This window comes from Thalassococcus sp. BH17M4-6, assembly GCF_049323015.1.
Classification (GTDB): Bacteria; Pseudomonadota; Alphaproteobacteria; order Rhodobacterales; family Rhodobacteraceae; genus Puniceibacterium.
On sequence record NZ_JBMPGU010000002.1, the window covers coordinates 318,487 to 334,198 of the forward strand.

Here is a 15,712-nt window from a genome sequence, read left to right on the forward strand (position 1 = left end):
ACCATCTTTCACGGCGGAGCGGGGGGCGACCTTCGTTCCGCATTTGCCGGAGGTGCGCGATGAAGCGCCGGGCCTTTCTTGGCAGCCTGACCGCGGTCGGGCTGGTTGTTGCCATTCCCACGTGGGCCCAGACCGCCCAGGATCAGATCGTCCGGCAGCTCCAGCGGCAAGGCTACGGCCGCATCCGCATCAGCCGCACCTGGCTGGGACGGACGAGGATCGTAGCCACCGGCCGACAGGGAACCCGCGAGATCATTCTAAACCCCGCGACAGGCGCGATCCTGCGGGACTACCTCGACCGGGACGACCGGTCCGGGGGCGGCTCTTCGGATGACGACAGCTCCGACTCCCGTTCGAGATTCTCGGATGATGACGACCGTGACGACCGCGACGACGGGGATGACCGGGACGATGATCGCGGGGACGATGACGACGACGACGATAATGACAACAGCGGCTCTGGCAGCAGCAACTCGGGCCACGGGTCCGATAACAGCGGCTCGGGCCACGGAGGCGGCGGCGACGACGACGACGATGACTGACGCCCCGTGAGACGCCTTGTTCCAGGACCGGATTGGTGACCGATCGCATTGCCTTTTTTCTTCTTCTGCTTCTGCAGCTCACCTGCGCGCTGTTCTTCCTTTGGGATATCGGGTCCAGCGTCCTGGGGCTGCGCAGCGCCCCGCTGTCCTGGGCGCTGATCGAGCTGATCGAGATCGGCGCCGCCCTGGGCCTTGTCCTGGGGGTGGCGGTGACGGCGATGATGTTGTCGCGCAGCCTACGCGCCCGCGCCCACGCCGAGGAAAGCCTGCGATTGGCCTCGGGCGCGTTCATGGATGTTCTGGAAGAGCGGTTCGAGACCTGGGCGCTGACCCCGGCGGAACGCGATGTGGCGCTGTTCTCCATCAAGGGCCTGTCGACCGCCGAGATTGCCGCCTTGCGCAACACGTCCGAAGGCACGGTCAAGGCACAAACCAACGCGATCTATCGCAAGGCGGGGGTGTCAGGCCGGCCGCAGCTGCTGAGCCTCTTCATCGACGCGCTGATGGGCGACGCGCTGCCGGGGATCGAAAAACCGTCCTGAGCGCGGGCTCAGACCTTGTAGCTCTCGAGCACCTCCAGCGGCACGATATCCAGCGCGCGCTGATGTGTGGCGCGCAGGTTCACGCGGGGCGCGCAGCCTTCCTCATGCGCCTGCAGGAACCGCGCGGCGCAGAGGCACCACTGGTCGCCCGGGTTCAGCCCCGGGAACCGAAACTCCGGGCGCGGGGTGCTCAGATCGTTGCCGACGTATTTCGAAAAGGCGAGAAATTCGGCCGTCATCACCGCGCAGACCGTGTGGCTGCCGGTGTCGGCGGCGCAGGTGTTGCACTGGCCATCGCGGAAGAACCCGGTCAGCGGGTCGGTCGAACACATCTCAAGCGCGCCGCCCAAGGCGTTGACTTCGGGGTCTTTTTCCATGTCACTCCTCCTGTGCGATCGCTGTGAGCGTGCGAAACATCGACAGGCTGTCGTCGAATGCTCCGTCCGCGCGAAACTGTTTGTCGGCCCCGGTGGTGGCGATCACGACGCCCGAGGGCCGGTTGATATAGACATACTGGCCATAGACGCCACGCGCCAGGAATTCCCCCGGCGTGGCGTCCGCCGGGATCCACCATTGATAGCCGTACTGGATCTTCCCGGGTGCGGTCGGGGCGGTTGGCGCGGTGCTGTCGGCGACCCAGTCGGCGGGCACGATCTGGCGGCTGTTGTAACGCCCGCGCTGCAGGAACATCTGCCCCATCCGGGCATAGTCGCGGGTGGTCAGGTTGAGACCACCGAGCACAAAGGCGACGCCGTAGCCGTCGGTCACGTAGTAAGGTTCGGCCTCCAACCCCATGGGCCCTATGATCTTTTCCGACAGAAGCTCGGGAATGTCCCGGCCTGTGGCGCCGCGCAGCACCATGCTCAGCACATGGGTGTCGATGGAGACGTATTTGTATTGCTTGCCGGGTGTCGTGAAAGTCTCGGACAGATCGGCGGCAAAGCCGTCCATCGATCCGCCAAGCGCAAGAACGCGTCCCATCTTGTTGATGTCGCTCCAGAAATCCAGGTAGTCCTCGTCAAAGGTCACGCCCGACGCCATGTTGAGCACGTTGCGGATGGTGGCCCCGTCATAAGCGCCGCCGGTCAGCGACGGGGCGTATTTGGTGATCGGATCGTCAAGGCTGTCGATGGCGCCTTCGGCCAGAATCACTCCGAAGAGGGCCGAGAGATAGGATTTCGCCACCGACCAGGAAATCCGCAGATCGACCGGGCCGGTCCCCAGGTGGTAGCTCTCGTGCACCACGGTGCCATCCTTGAGCATCACCAGCGAGGTGACGGCGCGGCGCTGCAGCCAGGCGTCGAAGTCGTCGGGCAGGGCCAGCGGCGCGCCTTGCGGCAACGGCGTCACAGGCCCATCGCCGCGCGGCACGGGGCGGTGTTCAAAAAGCCGGTCCATGTGGCTGAAATTGCTGACGATACGGTCTTCGGCGAAAAGCGTGTTGACCGCCTGCAGGCGGATCAGCGCCTCGCGTTGCCAGACCGCGAGTGCGAGCAGCACGACGGCCAGGACCAGCAGTCCCCGCAGCGTCCATTTCCATGTCTTCGACATTCGCTCCCCCTCGGGCGTCACATGATCACGCGGGCAGGGGCGAAGGCAAACGAAACGCGGCGTTAGCGGAACCGGTCCGCGAGTTTCTGCAGCGCCGATCTGGTGTCCTGCCGCGGCTCGGGGTCGGGCTCTGGCTCGGGCGGCGGGGCGGCCTTCTCGGCCCTGTCGGGCGTCGTCGGCCCAGCCTTGCCGCCCGAACTGCGCGGGGGTGCCACGCGGAGCGCCACGGCGTTCATGAACCGGCCCGCGTCGCCTGCGGCCAGATCCGCCGCGCCGTCGCTGATCCCGCGCATCAGGTCATCGAGCCAGTCCGCATCGGCCTTGGCGAAATCGTGCAGCACGTAGGCCGCCACCAGCTCCTTGCGGCCGGGATGGCCGATGCCCAAACGCACCCTCTGGTAGGCTTCGCCGATATGCGCATGCAGCGACCGCAGGCCGTTGTGGCCCGCATGCCCGCCGCCGGTCTTGACCTTGAGCCTGCCGGGCGCGAGGTCCAGTTCGTCATGAAAGACCGTGACATCCTCAGGCGCGAGCTTGAAGAACCGCATCGCCTCGCCCACCGACTGGCCAGAGAGATTCATGAAGGTGGCAGGTTTCAGCAGCAGCACCTTGTCGGAACCAAGCCGCCCTTCGCTGGCCAGACCCTGAAACCGGGATTTCCACGGGCCGAAACCGTGATCGGCGGCGATCCGGTCCATCGCCATGAAGCCGATGTTGTGCCGGTTGCCTTCGTATTTCGCGCCCGGATTGCCAAGGCCCACAAAGATCTTCATCTGGCTCGCCCGTCTGGTTGCCGCCGTTGCCGCCCATGACATAGGCCGTCGCGCGCTGCGCCGCAACGCAAACGGCCCCGCCCTTTCGGGCGAGGCCGCGGATCGGTTCGGAATAGGGTCTTATCCTTCGGTGGTCTGCTCGGTCGCTTCGACCTCGTCCGCTGCGACCTCTTCGCCTTCATCTTCCTCTTCCTCGGCGGCGCGCAGGCCGGACGGAGCCGAGATGTTGGCGATCACGAAATCGCGGTCGATGGTCGGCTTGGCACCGGCCGGCAGATCGACGCTCGAGATGGTCACGGTGTCGCCGATTTCCAGACCGGCCAGATCGATGGTGATCTTTTCGGGGATATCGCCGGCGGTCACGATCAGTTCGACCTCGGGGCGGACCATGGTCAGCACGCCGCCCTTCTTGATGCCGGGGGCGGTTTCCTCGTTCAGGACCTCGACCGGGATGAAGAGGTTGATCTTGGACGTGCGGCGCAGGCGCATGAAATCGACATGCGTCGGCAGATCCTTGACGATGTCGCGCTGCACGTCGCGGCAGATCACGCGGACGTCTTCGTGCCCGTCTACCTTCATGTTGAACAGCGTCGACTTGAAACGGCCTTTCTTGAGGCGCGCCAGCAGGTTGTTGAAGGGCAGATTGATCGGCAGCGGATCGGCGTCGCCACCGAAAACAATGCCCGGAACCATGCCATCGCGGCGTGCCTGACGAGCGGCGCCCTTGCCTGTCCCCGTCCGTTCCGTAGCGTGAAGATCAGGAATCTCTCCAGCCATGTGTATTCTCCTAGATTTGGGCGAAGCTCCTCCAAGGCTGTAGCTTCGCGTGAAGCCCGCGCGATAGACAGTTTTGGCCCCCAAGGCAAGCCGGAATCTGCCTGCCCGCGCCATGGAATGTCTGGACGTGGGGCGCGCTGCGTGCGACAGGCGCGGCATGACCCTGTTGCGCGATCTTGTCCTGTCCCGTGGCCCGGCCCCATCGTTTGCGGCGATGGGGCTGTTCTGGGGGGCGTTCGCGGCGCTGGTGCCCGAGATCAAGCCGAAAGCCGGGCTGTCCGACGGCGGCTTCGGGCTGGCGATGCTGGTCGCGGCCTGCGGTGCGGTGATGGCCATGTGGCTTGCCCCGCTGGCCGAGGCGCGGATGGGCCGCCATGCGCTGCCGGTGGCGACGTTGGCGATGGCGGCGGCGTTTCTGCTGCCGGGGCTGACCACGGTCGGGGTGGCCTTTGCGCTGTCGATGACGCTGGCGTCGATGGCGTCGGGCACGCTCGACGTGGTGATGAACGCCCGTGTCGCCGCGGTCGAGGCGGGCGCGCGGCGGTCGCTCATGAACCTCAACCACGCGGTGTTTTCGGTGGGCTATGCCTTTGCCGCCATCACCGCGGGCCTGATGCGAGAGGCGCAGATTCCGCCCGCGCTGGTGCTGGCCTGCATGTCGGCGCTGACGGTGGGGCTGGTCTGGATCGGCCTTGGCGGATGGGTGCCCGACCCCGAGGCCGAGGACAGCACATCCGGTGCGCCGCCGCTGTCCTGGGCGCTGCTGCTGCCGGGCGGGGCGATCATCCTGATCGCGTTTTTGGTGGAACAGGCGACCGAAGGCTGGTCGGCGCTGCATCTGGAGCGCAACATGGGCGCGGGGGCCGCGCAAGGCGCGCTGGGGCCCGCGCTTCTGGGCATCACCATGGCCATCGGGCGGCTGTCCGGACAGGCTATGGCGCAGCGCTTTACCGAGGCCTCGGTGATCAGTTGCGCCGCGACGCTGTCGGCGGCGGGCGCGATCACCGCGGCGCTGGCGGATGGCCTGGCACTGGCCTATTCGGGCTTTGCGGTGTTGGGGCTGGGGGTGTCGGTCGTGGCGCCCATGGCCTTTGCCTGGATTGGCCGGCTGGTGCCCGCACGCCACCGCACCCATGCCATCGCGCGCATCTCGGTCGTGGGCTACGCGGGGTTCTTCATCGGCCCGCCGATGATGGGGTTCCTGTCCGAAGGGTTCGGCCTGCAGGCGTCTTTCAGCGCGGTGTCGCTGCTGCTGTTGGTCGTGCCGCTGGCGCTGGTGCCGCTGCTGGCCCGCAGAACCATGGCGTGATTGCGCCTCAGTCCGCCCAGCGGCCTTCGAAATCCTCCGGCACCAGCAGGATATCGCGGTCGAGCGTTTTCACATCCCGCCGCCCGCAAAGCGCCATGCTGGTGTCGAGCTCCTTGTGGATGACCTCGAGCGCGCGGGTCACGCCCTGCTGGCCCATGGCCCCCAGCCCGTAGACGTAGGCGCGGCCGATGTAGGTGCCCTTGGCCCCCAGCGCCAGGGCCTTGAGCACGTCCTGACCCGAGCGGATGCCGCTGTCGAAATGCACCTCGATCTTGTCGCCGACCGCGTCGACGATGGCGGGCAGGGCGCGGATCGCGCTGAGCGCACCGTCAAGCTGCCGCCCGCCGTGGTTTGACACGATGATCGCGTCTGCGCCAACGTTCAGCGCCTCTTTCGCGTCGCGCGGATCCAGGATGCCCTTGATGATCAGCGGACCCTTCCACATCTTGCGGAATTCGCGGATACGGTCCCAGTCGAGCGAGGGATCGAACGCCTGGTTGGTCCAGGTGCTCAGCGACGACGGGTCGCTTACGCCCTTGGCATGGCCCACGATATTGCCGAAGAACCGCCGCTTGGTCGACAGCATCCCCAGCCCCCACTGCACCTTGGTCATCATGTTGGCGACGCTCGCGGGCGTGAGCTTGGGCGGGGCGGACAGGCCGTTCTTGAGGTCCTTGTGACGCTGGCCGAGAAGTTGCAGATCGACGGTGATCACCGCCGCCGAACACTTGGCGTCGCGGGCGCGGTCAAAGAGCCGCTGCATGAAATCGTCGTCCTTGAGCGTATAGACCTGCATCCAGAAGGGTTTCGAGGTGTGGCTGGCCACATCCTCGATCGAACAGATCGACATGGTGCTGAGCGTATAGGGCACGCCGAACTTTTCCGCCGCGCGGGCGGCCATGATCTCGCCATCGTAGTGCTGCATGCCGGTCAGCCCGACCGGGGCCAGTGCCACCGGCATCGACACGTCCTGACCGATCATTTGGCTGGCCGTTGACCGGCCCGCCATGTCCACGGCGACACGCTGGCGCAGGTAGATCTTGTCGAAATCGGTGGTGTTCTCGCGGAAGGTCTGTTCGCTCCAGCTGCCGGATTCGGTGTAGTCGTAGAACATCTTGGGCACGCGGCGGCGATAGATGCGCTTGAGGTCCTCGATTTCGGTGATCACGGGCATGGGCGATCCTTCGCTTCGCATTGGTCATATCCTCTTACCAATGCCGCTGTCTGCGGGCAATCTCGGATTGCGGGTCTTGGGCTTGGCACCTACGCCGGGGCGCGGCAGACTGCGGGCGGGATCATGGAAAGGGTTGTCCAATGGCTTTCGAAGACCTGCCCGTCGGGGTGACGTTCACGACAGAGGCACAGGCCATCGGCCTGCAAGAGATCCTCGACTTCGCAAGGATCTGGGACCCGCAGCCGTTCCATATCGATGCCGAGGCCGCCGCCGCGTCGCCCTTCGGCGGGATCATCGCCTCGGGCTTTCACACCATGCTGGTGGCGTTCGTGCTGACGCTGCGCGCAGGCGTGTGGACCGATGCGTCGATGGGATCACCCGGCATGGACGAGATCCGCTGGCTTCAGCCGGTGCGACCCGACGACGTGCTGCATGTCCGGGCCGAGGTGGTGTCGTCCAAGGCCTCGACCTCGAAGCCGGACCGGGGATTTACGGTGATCCGCTATGACGTCCACCGGGCGGATGGGGTCAAGGTGATGACCTATAGCGCCACGCATATTCTGCGGCGTCGATAGATCAGGGAACGAAAGGGCGGGGGTCTGCTTCCGGCTGGCTTGGCTGCGGCGTCCGTGCGCGGACTCAAGGCGGCCAAGGGCCGCCGCCGCGCAGCGCCCGTCCGCACCCCGGCCGGGCGCTTTGCCGACGTCCATGCAGGGCTGCTCCGGCTTTCGGGGACGCGGGATAAAGCACCTTGTCCCTAGGTTTCTGCGCCCACCCGCGGACGCGCGCCGCGCAGCAGTTCACCGCCGCCAGAGATGCGCCTGGCTGGCGAAAAGGCCCTGCAGCTTGGACAGCGACCGGTTGAACGGCCCCGGGCGGGGGAGCTCTCCGCGTTCCAGACGGTCGGCCACGACCTCGACGGGGCAGGGCAGGCCGGTCACGGGATCGCGGTAGCGCGGATAGTCGATCAGCGTCGCGTGCACCAACCCTTCAAGACTGGGGCGCGGTCCGGCGCGGCGGGCAGGCACCGGCCCCAGATCGCGGGTCAGACCCCAGCCCGCGTAGAAAGGCACGCCCAGTGTCACCACCCGGCAGCCGCGCAACAGCGCCTCGAACCCCATGAGCGATGTCATGGTCCAGACCTCGTCCACCGCGTTCAGCAGCGCGCCCGCGCTCACCCGGCCCAGCGTCACGTCGGCATGCGCCTCGGGTGCCGCCACGTGGCCCTTGCGCAGCCCCGCCTGCACGTCCGGGTGCGGTTTCCACAGCAGCACCGCGTCCGGGTTGGCGGCGCGGGCGCGGGCCAGCAGTTCGGCATTGCTTTGCAGATCCGGGCTGCCCCGCAGGACAGACGCATCGTCTTCGACCTGGCCCGGCACCAGCACCCGGTGGCCGGGGGGCAGGGCGGGCACCGCGCCGGCCAGATTGTATTTGCTCAGATCACCCTTCACCAACCGGCGCATCAGCGCCGCTGCACGCGTTAGCTGATCGGGGCGCAGGTCGACCGACGCGGCGATCAGCTGTTCCAGCCGCGAGGGGCGCGCGGGATCGTAGTAGATCCCCAGATCGTCACAGACCAGCGACAGCGGCGGGATCAGTTCGGCCCCAAGCCCGCGCGAGCGCAGGAATCCGTCCTCGACGCGGGTGATATCCTGATCGGGGGCGGCCTTTCCGGCCCAGATCATCTGCGGGCAGGCAAGTTCCTCTGCCTTGGCGCGGGCCTTGTTGCCATCGTCCTCGAAGACCATTCGCTTTTGCACGCCGAAAAACTGCTGCAGCGGCCTGCGCTTCCACAGCCGCATGCCGCTGGCGACCCAGCCCTGCCGGTCCTGCCGCCAGGCCCGCGCGCGTGCGTCGAGGCCTGCCAGAACCTCCTCGATCTCGCAGCGGGCATCGGCATAGGGATCGTACCAGACCGGATGCAGAATCATTGCTGCGGCGAAAAGCTGGGCGCGGCTCAGCTTGCGGGTCCGGCGTGGCACCGGGGCCTCGTCCACCGTCAGTCCCCAGCCCGCATAGAACGGCTGGCCAAAGACGCGAGGTTTATGGCCAGCCAGGATCGCCTCGAACCCCATTTGCGACGACACGGTGTAGACCCCGACAGCCCCGTCGAACAGCGCCCAGGGTGACACCGGCGCGTCCAGCAGGGTGATCCGGTCATTGGCGTCGGCGGCGGTGAAATGGCCCGGACGCTGGCCCGCGGCGGTTTCGGGATGGGTCTTGATGACGACCCGCGCGCCGGGGTGTTCCTCCTGCGCGAAGACCAGCATTTCCAGGAACCGCGCGCGGTCCGCGCCGCTTGCCACGACCGAGGCGTCGCCGCGGGTCTGGTCGATCACGAGAACATAGCCCGGATCAGGCAGGGGCAGGGCGGGATCGAAGGCGGAATACTTGGACAGATGCGCCGCCTGCATCCAGGCCATGGCGGCGCGGGCGCGGTCCATCAGCGCGCTGTCATCCAGCGGGTGGGTCGCGAGAAGGGTGTCCAGGTCCGACGGGGTCGCAGGGTCGAAATGCACGCCTTCGTGGTCGATCATCAACCCCAGCGGCGGCTCGCCCGACCGGCCCGGATGCAGCGAGCGCAGGAAGGCATCCTCGATCCGCACCAGCGGCACGCCGTGGCGCGCGGCTATCGCGGCCCCCCGGTGCGCGGTGGGCGAATTGCCCCACACCCCCACCAGATCGCCCGCGCGCGGCAGGCCAAGGGACACGCGGTACCCGGCGAGCGACAGGATACGGCGCAGGCGCGGCTGGGTCAGGAAACCGCCGTTGTACACGCAAAGACGCCGGGGGTTTTGGCCCCCGGCGTCTGTCTGCGGCCCGCTGTCGGGCATATGGCTCAGATCTCGCCCAGCGTCGTGGCGGCGGTCGTCGCGGTTCCGACGGCGGTCAGCGATCCGGTCAGGGCCGAAATGGTCTTGTCCCACTGGGTGAACGGCGCTTCGGTGACGTAGAGCGTGTCGCCATCCCGCACGACGAAGTCGCGCGCCATGAACATGCCGTTGGGCTCTGTCAGGTCGAGCACGTAGACCAGGCGCTGCGCGCCGATCAGATCGGTACGGCCCATCACCTGGTTGGCGATCTCGGCAGGTTCGTTGCGGAAGATGAAGACGCCGGTGGGGTCGGCCGACGCTGTCAGCAGGCCGCCCACCTGGGCAATCGCCTCAACGGCCGACAGGGTCTGCGTCTCGAACGGGACGCGGGCTTGTGTGCCGGTTGCGCCAAGCGCGGTGAAGGCGCGGCTGTCTTCCTCGACCAGGATGCGATCACCGCCGCGCAGTGCGATGTCCATCGACGGATTTTCGTACAGATCCTGGAACCAGATCTTGCCCGACTGGCCACCGCGCAACACGGTCACCTGCGCAATCTCGGGCTGGATCGTCACGCCGCCTGCGCGGGCCAGCATGGCTGACAGCGTCCGGGTCGGGCGTTCGATGGCATAGACGCCCTGACCACCGACAGCGCCCACAAGGCTGACGGTCGATCCGTCGCCCGCGACGCGGCGCACCTGAACCTGCGGGTCGGGGGTCTGTTCTTCGAGCTTGTTGGTGATGATCCGGCGGATCGCCTCGGGCGAATTGCCAGCAGCCCGGATGCGGCCCGCGTAGGGCACGAAAATAAAGCCCGATCCGTCCACCTGCACCTCTTCGAGGATGGTGGAATTCGATGCCTCGCCCGACAGCAGCCCGTCATCGACGTTTTCCCAGATCGTCAGGCCCAGCGTATCGCCGGGGTTGATCACGTCCGACCCGACGACGCCGGCATTCTTGAACGATTCCGAAAAGCCCAGCGACGGCACCACGCCGGTGGCGCGGGTCACCCGGTCGTTCACCGACACGATAAAGGCATCGCCCTGGCGCTGGACCGATCCGGCAAAGATTTCGCGTTTGTTGGGGCCGACACGCGGAAGGCCGCAGGATGCCAGAATCGACACCGCGGCCAGTAGGGCGACGGATCTCGCCCAACGGGAGGGGGAGTTTTTCACTGCTCGGTCTCCTCGACCTGTTATTTTTCTGCCTCAGTCTTTTTTCTTAAGTTACGGGAATCCGGGCTCAAACGCCAGTGTGGAGTTCCGGGCAGATCAGCGGACGATGCGCAACTGTTGCCGAGGGGCCGCGGTGCCCATGAGCAGCGCATCATAGGGATCGTCCGCTGCCAGCATCATGTCGACCACCTGCCGCAGCAGTTGCCTGCGTCCGCGCGCCGAATAAAAACCGCCCGGCAGTTGCGAAGTTTCCAGAAGGTAGCGGCGGTAATCCTTGTAGGCGCGGTTGTCGGGCCGGGCCGGGGTGGCAAAGAAATCGGGCAGCGGCTGGTCGGACACGAATTCAGGCTTGGCATAGACGGCATCGCCAAAGACCTTGAGCGGTATGCCCCGCCAAAGTACCTGCTGCGCGGCGGTGGAATTGACCGTGACGGCGGTGCGCGCATCGTTCAGAAGCCGCGCCAGCTTGCCGCCGCGCACGTAATGCACCCGGTCAGCGACACCGTGCGCCAAGGCCATCCGCCGGATCGCGCGGCGCACCGGAACGCGCCCGTCCTCAAGCGGATGCGCCTTGAAGACAAGATGATGATGCCCCGGCGCCCCCTTGGCAAAGCCTTCTATCACCACGTCGAGAAAATCCGTCATGGTGTCGAAGGGCGAATGCATCTGGAAAGAACTGTCGTGTTCCAGCTGCAAAAGCGCCAAGTGATAGGGAAAGCCGCCCAGCCGGATGCGCGCGGTGGCGATGATCCGGTCCAGCGCGGTCAGCGGAAGGGTCAGCAAGCGTTTGACGTACAGCCGGAATTCCTGCGCCACCCCCAGACTGCGGTGCGGGCGGAAGTTGCGGTAATCGCCGTTCCGGAACATCACGAACCAATGATAAAGCGCGCCGTAGAAGATGTGATGCCGCATGTCGCCCCAGTGGGCGGGGGGCAAAGGCGCCTCCATATCCGATTGCTTGAGCGCCTCCTGCATGTCGGCGATCGACATCTGCATCAGCCGTGAATGGCCGTTCGACCCGCCGCGTTCGTAGGTCACCCAATAGGGACGCATGTAGCCTTCCTCGAACACATGCACGGTGATGCCGCGGGCCCGCGCCTCGGCCACGGCCTGTGCGTGGATCGGGCGGGTGTCGCCGTAAAGCACGATGTCGGTGACGTTCTTGGCGGTCAGAAGCTCGGCAAACCGCGCGGGCCAGTCATCGGCGCTGCCGCGATAGGGCAGGAAGCTGGCGCTGTGGAACCAGAACGCCCGGTCGCCCGCGTTGAACCCCACGCGCCAGACCTGCGCCCCGGTCTTGCGCAGCATCTTGCCCAGACGGGAAAAGAACGGTCCGTGCGGCCCCTGCAGGAACAGAAACACCCGCTGCTGTCCGGTTGCGTTGTTCATACCAACTCGATATCCCTCACTCGCGATCATATGTACCGCCCGAAACCGGCAAAAATAAGGCCCTATCGGTGCACCAGGGGGCCAGGGGAGTTCGTCGATGTTTACAGGGATCATCACCGATATCGGCGAGGTCAGGTCGCTCGAGCAGCGCGGCGATCTGAATGCGCGCATCGCCACCGGCTATGACACCGGCGGGATCGAGATCGGCGCCTCCATCGCCTGCGACGGCGTCTGCCTGACGGTCGTGGCGCTGGGGTCCGACTGGTTCGACGTTCAGATCAGCGCCGAAACCGTGGGCAAGACCAATATCGGCGCCTGGTCGGTGGGGTATCAGATCAACCTCGAACGCGCGCTCAAGGTCGGGGACGAGCTGGGCGGGCATATCGTGTCGGGCCATGTGGATGGCCTCGCGCAGGTCGTGCGCGTCGTGGACGAAGGCGACAGCACCCGCGTGACCCTGCGCGCGCCCGAAGCGCTGGCGCGGTTCATCGCGCCCAAAGGCTCTGTCGCGCTCAACGGCACATCGCTGACGGTGAACGAGGTCGAGGGCTGCGAATTCGGCATCAACTTCATCCCGCACACCAAGGTCGCGACGACCTGGGGTGCGGTGCAGGAAGGCGACCGCGTCAATCTCGAAATCGACACGCTGGCGCGCTACGTGGCGCGGCTGGCCGAGATGTCCTGACCGCGTCGCGCATGCCTTGACCCTCAGAAAAGCGAGCCCTGTTCGGGTGGCTTTTTCGCGGCCTTCCTGGGGGCGGTGCCGCCGATCTTGAACCGGCCGTCGGCAAACTCGATCTCGAGCCCCGAGGCCGCCGCCGCCGCCGCCTTGCCCGTCACAACCTGCCCGTCACCGCGCACGACCGCATAGCCGCGCCCCAGCGTCGCCTTGTAGCTGAGCGTTTCGCGCAGCCGGTCCAGCGCATCCAGCCGTTTGCGCAGATCGTCCACGCGGCCGCGCGCCGCCTCGTCGAAACGGCGTGACACCTCGCCCAACCGGTCGCGCTTGGCGCGCAGATCGGCCTGGATCGGGCGCGGGGTCAACCGGTCGGCGCGGCGCCCAAGCGCTTCGGACTTCACCGCGATCAGTCGCGCCAGCCCGGGGGCCAGCCGTTCGGCGCGGTCGTCCAGCCTGCGCCGCGCCTCCCTGATCCGCTGCGACAGGGCCGCGGGCCGCAGCGACCCGGCGGTGTCCGACAATTGCACCCGGCGCTGCTGCACGCCGCGGATCAGCGCCTGCGGCAACCGGTCCGACAGCGTGTCGAGGCGCTGGCGCGGCTGATCCAGCAGGCTGTCGGGCCGGGGCAGGGCGCGGGACAGATCGCGCAGCCGCTGCCCGCGCTGTTCCAGCGCCCACGTCAGCGCCCGGGTCAGCCGCGCATCCTGTTCGCCGACCCATCCCAGCAGGTCCAGCCGCACCGGCACCGCCAGTTCCGCCGCCGCGGTGGGTGTGGGCGCGCGCTTGTCCGACACAAAGTCGATCAGCGTGGTGTCCGTCTCGTGCCCCACGGCGGAAATCAGCGGGATATTAGAAGCCGCCGCCGCGCGGGCCACGATCTCTTCGTTGAACCCCCACAGATCCTCGATCGACCCGCCGCCGCGCGCCACGATCAGCAAATCCGGCCGGGGCAGCGCCCCGCCGGGGGTCATCGCGTTGAAGCCTTCGATGGCGCGCGCCACCTCGGGCGCGCATTTCGCACCCTGCACGGCCACTGGCCAGATCAGCACCTTGCGCGGAAACCGTTCGCGCAGCCGGTGCAGGATGTCGCGGATGACCGCGCCCGAGGGCGAGGTGACGACGCCGATGACCTCGGGCAGATAGGGCAGCGGCTGTTTGCGCTCCGGCGCAAAGAGGCCCTCGGCCTGCAGCGCCGCCTTGCGCTTTTCCAGCATCGCCATCAGCGCGCCCATGCCCGCAGGTCGAATCTCCTCGATCACGATCTGGTACTTGGACTGGCCGGGGAAGGTGGTCAGCCGACCGATGGCGACAACCTCCATTCCTTCCTCGGGTTGGGTCTGCTGGCGGCTGGCCACGCCTTTCCACATGACGCCCGAGATCACTGCGCGGTCGTCCTTCAGGTCAAGATAGACATGACCAGACCGCGGGCGGCTGACGCGCCCGACCTCGCCCTTCACGCGGACAAAACCGAATTCGCCCTCGATCACCCGTTTGACCGCGCCCGAAAGCTCGGAGACGGTGAATTCGGGCGCATTGCCTGCTTCGCCTTCGTCGATCAAGTCCATGGCCCGCACCGTCCTCGTCGCTTGCTCTTGCCCCGATCTCACCTTAGACGAGCGCAACATCCGGCGAAAGCGCCTCCCCCCGCTTCTTCGGTTTACAAATACCTCGGGGGTCCGGGGGCAGAGCCCCCGGTTCTTGCGACACTCATCGGGGGACAACCGCATGAACATCCTTATCCTCGGCAGTGGCGGGCGCGAACACAGCCTGGCCTGGGCCGCGATGCAGAACCCCAAATGCGACAAGCTGATCGTGGCGCCGGGCAATGCGGGCATCGCGCTGATCGCCGAATGCGCCAGGCTGGATATCGAGGATGGCGGCGCGGTCGCAGAATTCGCGGGCGAGAACAACATCGATCTGGTGATCATCGGGCCAGAGGCACCGCTGGCCGCAGGCGTGGCCGACCGCCTGCGCGAGGCGGGGTTCGCGGTTTTCGGCCCCTCGGCCGCCGCCGCGCGGCTTGAGGCGTCGAAAAGCTTCACCAAGGAGATTTGCGACGCGGCGGGCGCGCCAACCGCCGCCTATGGCCACTTCAGCACCGCCGAGGACGCCAAGGATTACCTGCGCACGCAAAGCCTGCCCATCGTGGTCAAGGCTGACGGTCTGGCCGCGGGCAAGGGTGTGATCATCGCCGAAACCCTGGCCGAGGCCGATGCCGCCATCGACGACATGTTCGGCGGCGCGTTCGGCGGGGCAGGGGCCGAGGTGGTGATCGAGGAATTCATGCAAGGCGAAGAGGCGTCGTTCTTCGTGCTTTGCGACGGGACCACGGTGCTGCCGATCGGCACGGCACAGGATCACAAGCGCGTCGGCGCTGGCGACACCGGCCCCAACACCGGTGGCATGGGCGCCTATTCCCCCGCCCCGGTGCTGACCGACGCCATCGCCGAAAAGGCGCTGAACGAGATCATCCGCCCGACCATGGACGAAATGACCCGGCGCGGGACACCCTATCAGGGGGTGCTTTACGCCGGTCTGATGATCGAAAACGGCGCGCCGCGGCTGGTGGAATACAACGTCCGTTTCGGCGATCCCGAATGTCAGGTGCTGATGCTGCGGCTCGGGGCGCAGGCGCTCGACCTCATCCACGCCTGCGCCGACGGGCGGCTGAACGGGGCGCAGGTGAACTGGGCCGACGATCACGCGATGACCGTGGTCATGGCGGCCAAGGGTTATCCCGGTGGCTATCACAAGGGCGATGCGATCCACGGGCTGAACGGCCTGCCCAACGACAGTTTCAGCGTGATGTTTCACGCAGGCACGGCGTCGAAGAACGGAAAGGTCGTGGCCAACGGCGGGCGGGTGCTGAACGCGACGGCGCGGGGGGCCACCCTGCAAGAGGCGCGCGACCGCGCCTACGGGCTTCTGGACCAGATCGACTGGCCCGGCGGGTTCTGCCGCCCCGACATCGGCTGGCGCGCGCTCTGACGC

General features: G+C 66.8%; 15 protein-coding genes. 6 read left to right on the forward strand and 9 right to left on the reverse strand.

All coding sequences use genetic code 11. From position 1 onward, the window contains the following. Positions 1-59 precede the first annotated feature (59 nt). Both ACOXXX_RS03995 and ACOXXX_RS04000 read left to right on the forward strand, forming a co-directional pair. The gene (locus tag ACOXXX_RS03995; RefSeq protein ID WP_422825257.1) at positions 60-542 is read left to right on the forward strand and encodes a hypothetical protein; all 483 of its coding nucleotides are present in this window, start codon (positions 60-62) and stop codon (positions 540-542) included. A 35-nt stretch (positions 543-577) separates the two neighbouring features. Beyond that, a complete protein-coding gene (locus ACOXXX_RS04000) occupies positions 578-1,084 on the forward strand; it encodes a helix-turn-helix transcriptional regulator (RefSeq protein WP_422825258.1) in 507 nt (168 codons plus the stop codon). Positions 1,085-1,092: 8 nt separating this feature from the next. On the opposite strand, the gene ACOXXX_RS04005 is transcribed toward ACOXXX_RS04000, so the two are convergent. The 4 genes from ACOXXX_RS04005 to ACOXXX_RS04020 form a co-directional block, all read right to left on the reverse strand. Further along, positions 1,093-1,461: a DUF2237 family protein gene (locus ACOXXX_RS04005; RefSeq protein ID WP_422825259.1), complete on the reverse strand. Its 369-nt coding sequence runs from the start codon at positions 1,459-1,461 to the stop codon at positions 1,093-1,095. A 1-nt stretch (position 1,462) separates the two neighbouring features. Further along, positions 1,463-2,635 (reverse strand): serine hydrolase domain-containing protein, encoded by a 1,173-nt coding sequence (locus ACOXXX_RS04010; RefSeq protein ID WP_422825260.1) that lies wholly within the window; start codon positions 2,633-2,635, stop codon positions 1,463-1,465. Between the two features lie 62 nt (positions 2,636-2,697). After that, the gene (pth, locus tag ACOXXX_RS04015) at positions 2,698-3,408 is read right to left on the reverse strand and encodes an aminoacyl-tRNA hydrolase (RefSeq protein WP_422825261.1); all 711 of its coding nucleotides are present in this window, start codon (positions 3,406-3,408) and stop codon (positions 2,698-2,700) included. A 120-nt stretch (positions 3,409-3,528) separates the two neighbouring features. Beyond that, complete coding sequence (locus ACOXXX_RS04020; RefSeq protein WP_422825262.1) at positions 3,529-4,185, reverse strand: 50S ribosomal protein L25/general stress protein Ctc; 657 nt, start codon at positions 4,183-4,185, stop codon at positions 3,529-3,531. A gap of 157 nt (positions 4,186-4,342) precedes the next feature. Between ACOXXX_RS04020 and ACOXXX_RS04025 the strand changes: the two genes are divergently transcribed. Then, on the forward strand, positions 4,343-5,494 hold the full coding sequence (locus ACOXXX_RS04025; protein WP_422825263.1) for an MFS transporter: 1,152 nt from the start codon (positions 4,343-4,345) through the stop codon (positions 5,492-5,494). A 7-nt stretch (positions 5,495-5,501) separates the two neighbouring features. On the opposite strand, the gene ACOXXX_RS04030 is transcribed toward ACOXXX_RS04025, so the two are convergent. Then, positions 5,502-6,668 (reverse strand): alpha-hydroxy acid oxidase, encoded by a 1,167-nt coding sequence (locus ACOXXX_RS04030; protein WP_422825264.1) that lies wholly within the window; start codon positions 6,666-6,668, stop codon positions 5,502-5,504. A gap of 140 nt (positions 6,669-6,808) precedes the next feature. On the opposite strand from ACOXXX_RS04030, the gene ACOXXX_RS04035 reads away from it, so the two are divergent. Then, positions 6,809-7,243, forward strand: a complete 435-nt coding sequence (locus ACOXXX_RS04035; RefSeq protein ID WP_422825265.1) for a MaoC family dehydratase — start codon at positions 6,809-6,811, stop codon at positions 7,241-7,243. A gap of 225 nt (positions 7,244-7,468) precedes the next feature. Here ACOXXX_RS04035 and ACOXXX_RS04040 read toward each other — a convergent pair whose 3' ends face one another. From ACOXXX_RS04040 to ACOXXX_RS04050, 3 genes are all read right to left on the reverse strand, one after another. Next, on the reverse strand, positions 7,469-9,502 hold the full coding sequence (locus ACOXXX_RS04040) for a capsular polysaccharide biosynthesis protein (RefSeq protein WP_422825266.1): 2,034 nt from the start codon (positions 9,500-9,502) through the stop codon (positions 7,469-7,471). Between the two features lie 5 nt (positions 9,503-9,507). After that, entirely contained in the window at positions 9,508-10,653 is a 1,146-nt protein-coding gene (locus ACOXXX_RS04045) for a polysaccharide biosynthesis/export family protein (RefSeq protein WP_422825267.1), read from the reverse strand. Positions 10,654-10,749: 96 nt separating this feature from the next. Next, positions 10,750-12,042, reverse strand: a complete 1,293-nt coding sequence (locus tag ACOXXX_RS04050; RefSeq protein ID WP_422825268.1) for a capsule biosynthesis protein — start codon at positions 12,040-12,042, stop codon at positions 10,750-10,752. Positions 12,043-12,139: 97 nt separating this feature from the next. Between ACOXXX_RS04050 and ACOXXX_RS04055 the strand changes: the two genes are divergently transcribed. Continuing rightward, positions 12,140-12,727: a riboflavin synthase gene (locus ACOXXX_RS04055; RefSeq protein WP_422825269.1), complete on the forward strand. Its 588-nt coding sequence runs from the start codon at positions 12,140-12,142 to the stop codon at positions 12,725-12,727. 23 nt (positions 12,728-12,750) lie between these two features. Here the strand turns inward: ACOXXX_RS04055 and xseA are convergent, their stop codons facing one another. After that, positions 12,751-14,286 carry an exodeoxyribonuclease VII large subunit gene (gene xseA, locus ACOXXX_RS04060; RefSeq protein WP_422825270.1) on the reverse strand — a complete coding sequence of 512 codons (1,536 nt, stop codon included), beginning with the start codon at positions 14,284-14,286 and terminating at the stop codon, positions 12,751-12,753. Positions 14,287-14,446: 160 nt separating this feature from the next. On the opposite strand from xseA, the gene purD reads away from it, so the two are divergent. Further along, positions 14,447-15,709: a phosphoribosylamine--glycine ligase gene (purD, locus tag ACOXXX_RS04065; RefSeq protein ID WP_422825271.1), complete on the forward strand. Its 1,263-nt coding sequence runs from the start codon at positions 14,447-14,449 to the stop codon at positions 15,707-15,709. Positions 15,710-15,712: the final 3 nt, after the last annotated feature.

Bases quoted from the DNA above. Each gene is read 5' to 3' on its own strand.
- ACOXXX_RS04020 (WP_422825262.1), bottom strand. From the start codon at position 4,185: ATGGCTGGAGAGATTCCTGATCTTCACGCTACGGAACGGACGGGGACA.
- ACOXXX_RS03995 (WP_422825257.1), top strand. From the start codon at position 60: ATGAAGCGCCGGGCCTTTCTTGGCAGCCTGACCGCGGTCGGGCTGGTT.
- xseA (WP_422825270.1), bottom strand. From the start codon at position 14,286: ATGGACTTGATCGACGAAGGCGAAGCAGGCAATGCGCCCGAATTCACC.
- ACOXXX_RS04035 (WP_422825265.1), top strand. From the start codon at position 6,809: ATGGCTTTCGAAGACCTGCCCGTCGGGGTGACGTTCACGACAGAGGCA.
- pth (WP_422825261.1), bottom strand. From the start codon at position 3,408: ATGAAGATCTTTGTGGGCCTTGGCAATCCGGGCGCGAAATACGAAGGC.
- ACOXXX_RS04055 (WP_422825269.1), top strand. From the start codon at position 12,140: ATGTTTACAGGGATCATCACCGATATCGGCGAGGTCAGGTCGCTCGAG.
- ACOXXX_RS04025 (WP_422825263.1), top strand. From the start codon at position 4,343: ATGACCCTGTTGCGCGATCTTGTCCTGTCCCGTGGCCCGGCCCCATCG.
- ACOXXX_RS04030 (WP_422825264.1), bottom strand. From the start codon at position 6,668: ATGCCCGTGATCACCGAAATCGAGGACCTCAAGCGCATCTATCGCCGC.
- purD (WP_422825271.1), top strand. From the start codon at position 14,447: ATGAACATCCTTATCCTCGGCAGTGGCGGGCGCGAACACAGCCTGGCC.
- ACOXXX_RS04005 (WP_422825259.1), bottom strand. From the start codon at position 1,461: ATGGAAAAAGACCCCGAAGTCAACGCCTTGGGCGGCGCGCTTGAGATG.
- ACOXXX_RS04050 (WP_422825268.1), bottom strand. From the start codon at position 12,042: ATGAACAACGCAACCGGACAGCAGCGGGTGTTTCTGTTCCTGCAGGGG.
- ACOXXX_RS04040 (WP_422825266.1), bottom strand. From the start codon at position 9,502: ATGCCCGACAGCGGGCCGCAGACAGACGCCGGGGGCCAAAACCCCCGG.
- ACOXXX_RS04010 (WP_422825260.1), bottom strand. From the start codon at position 2,635: ATGTCGAAGACATGGAAATGGACGCTGCGGGGACTGCTGGTCCTGGCC.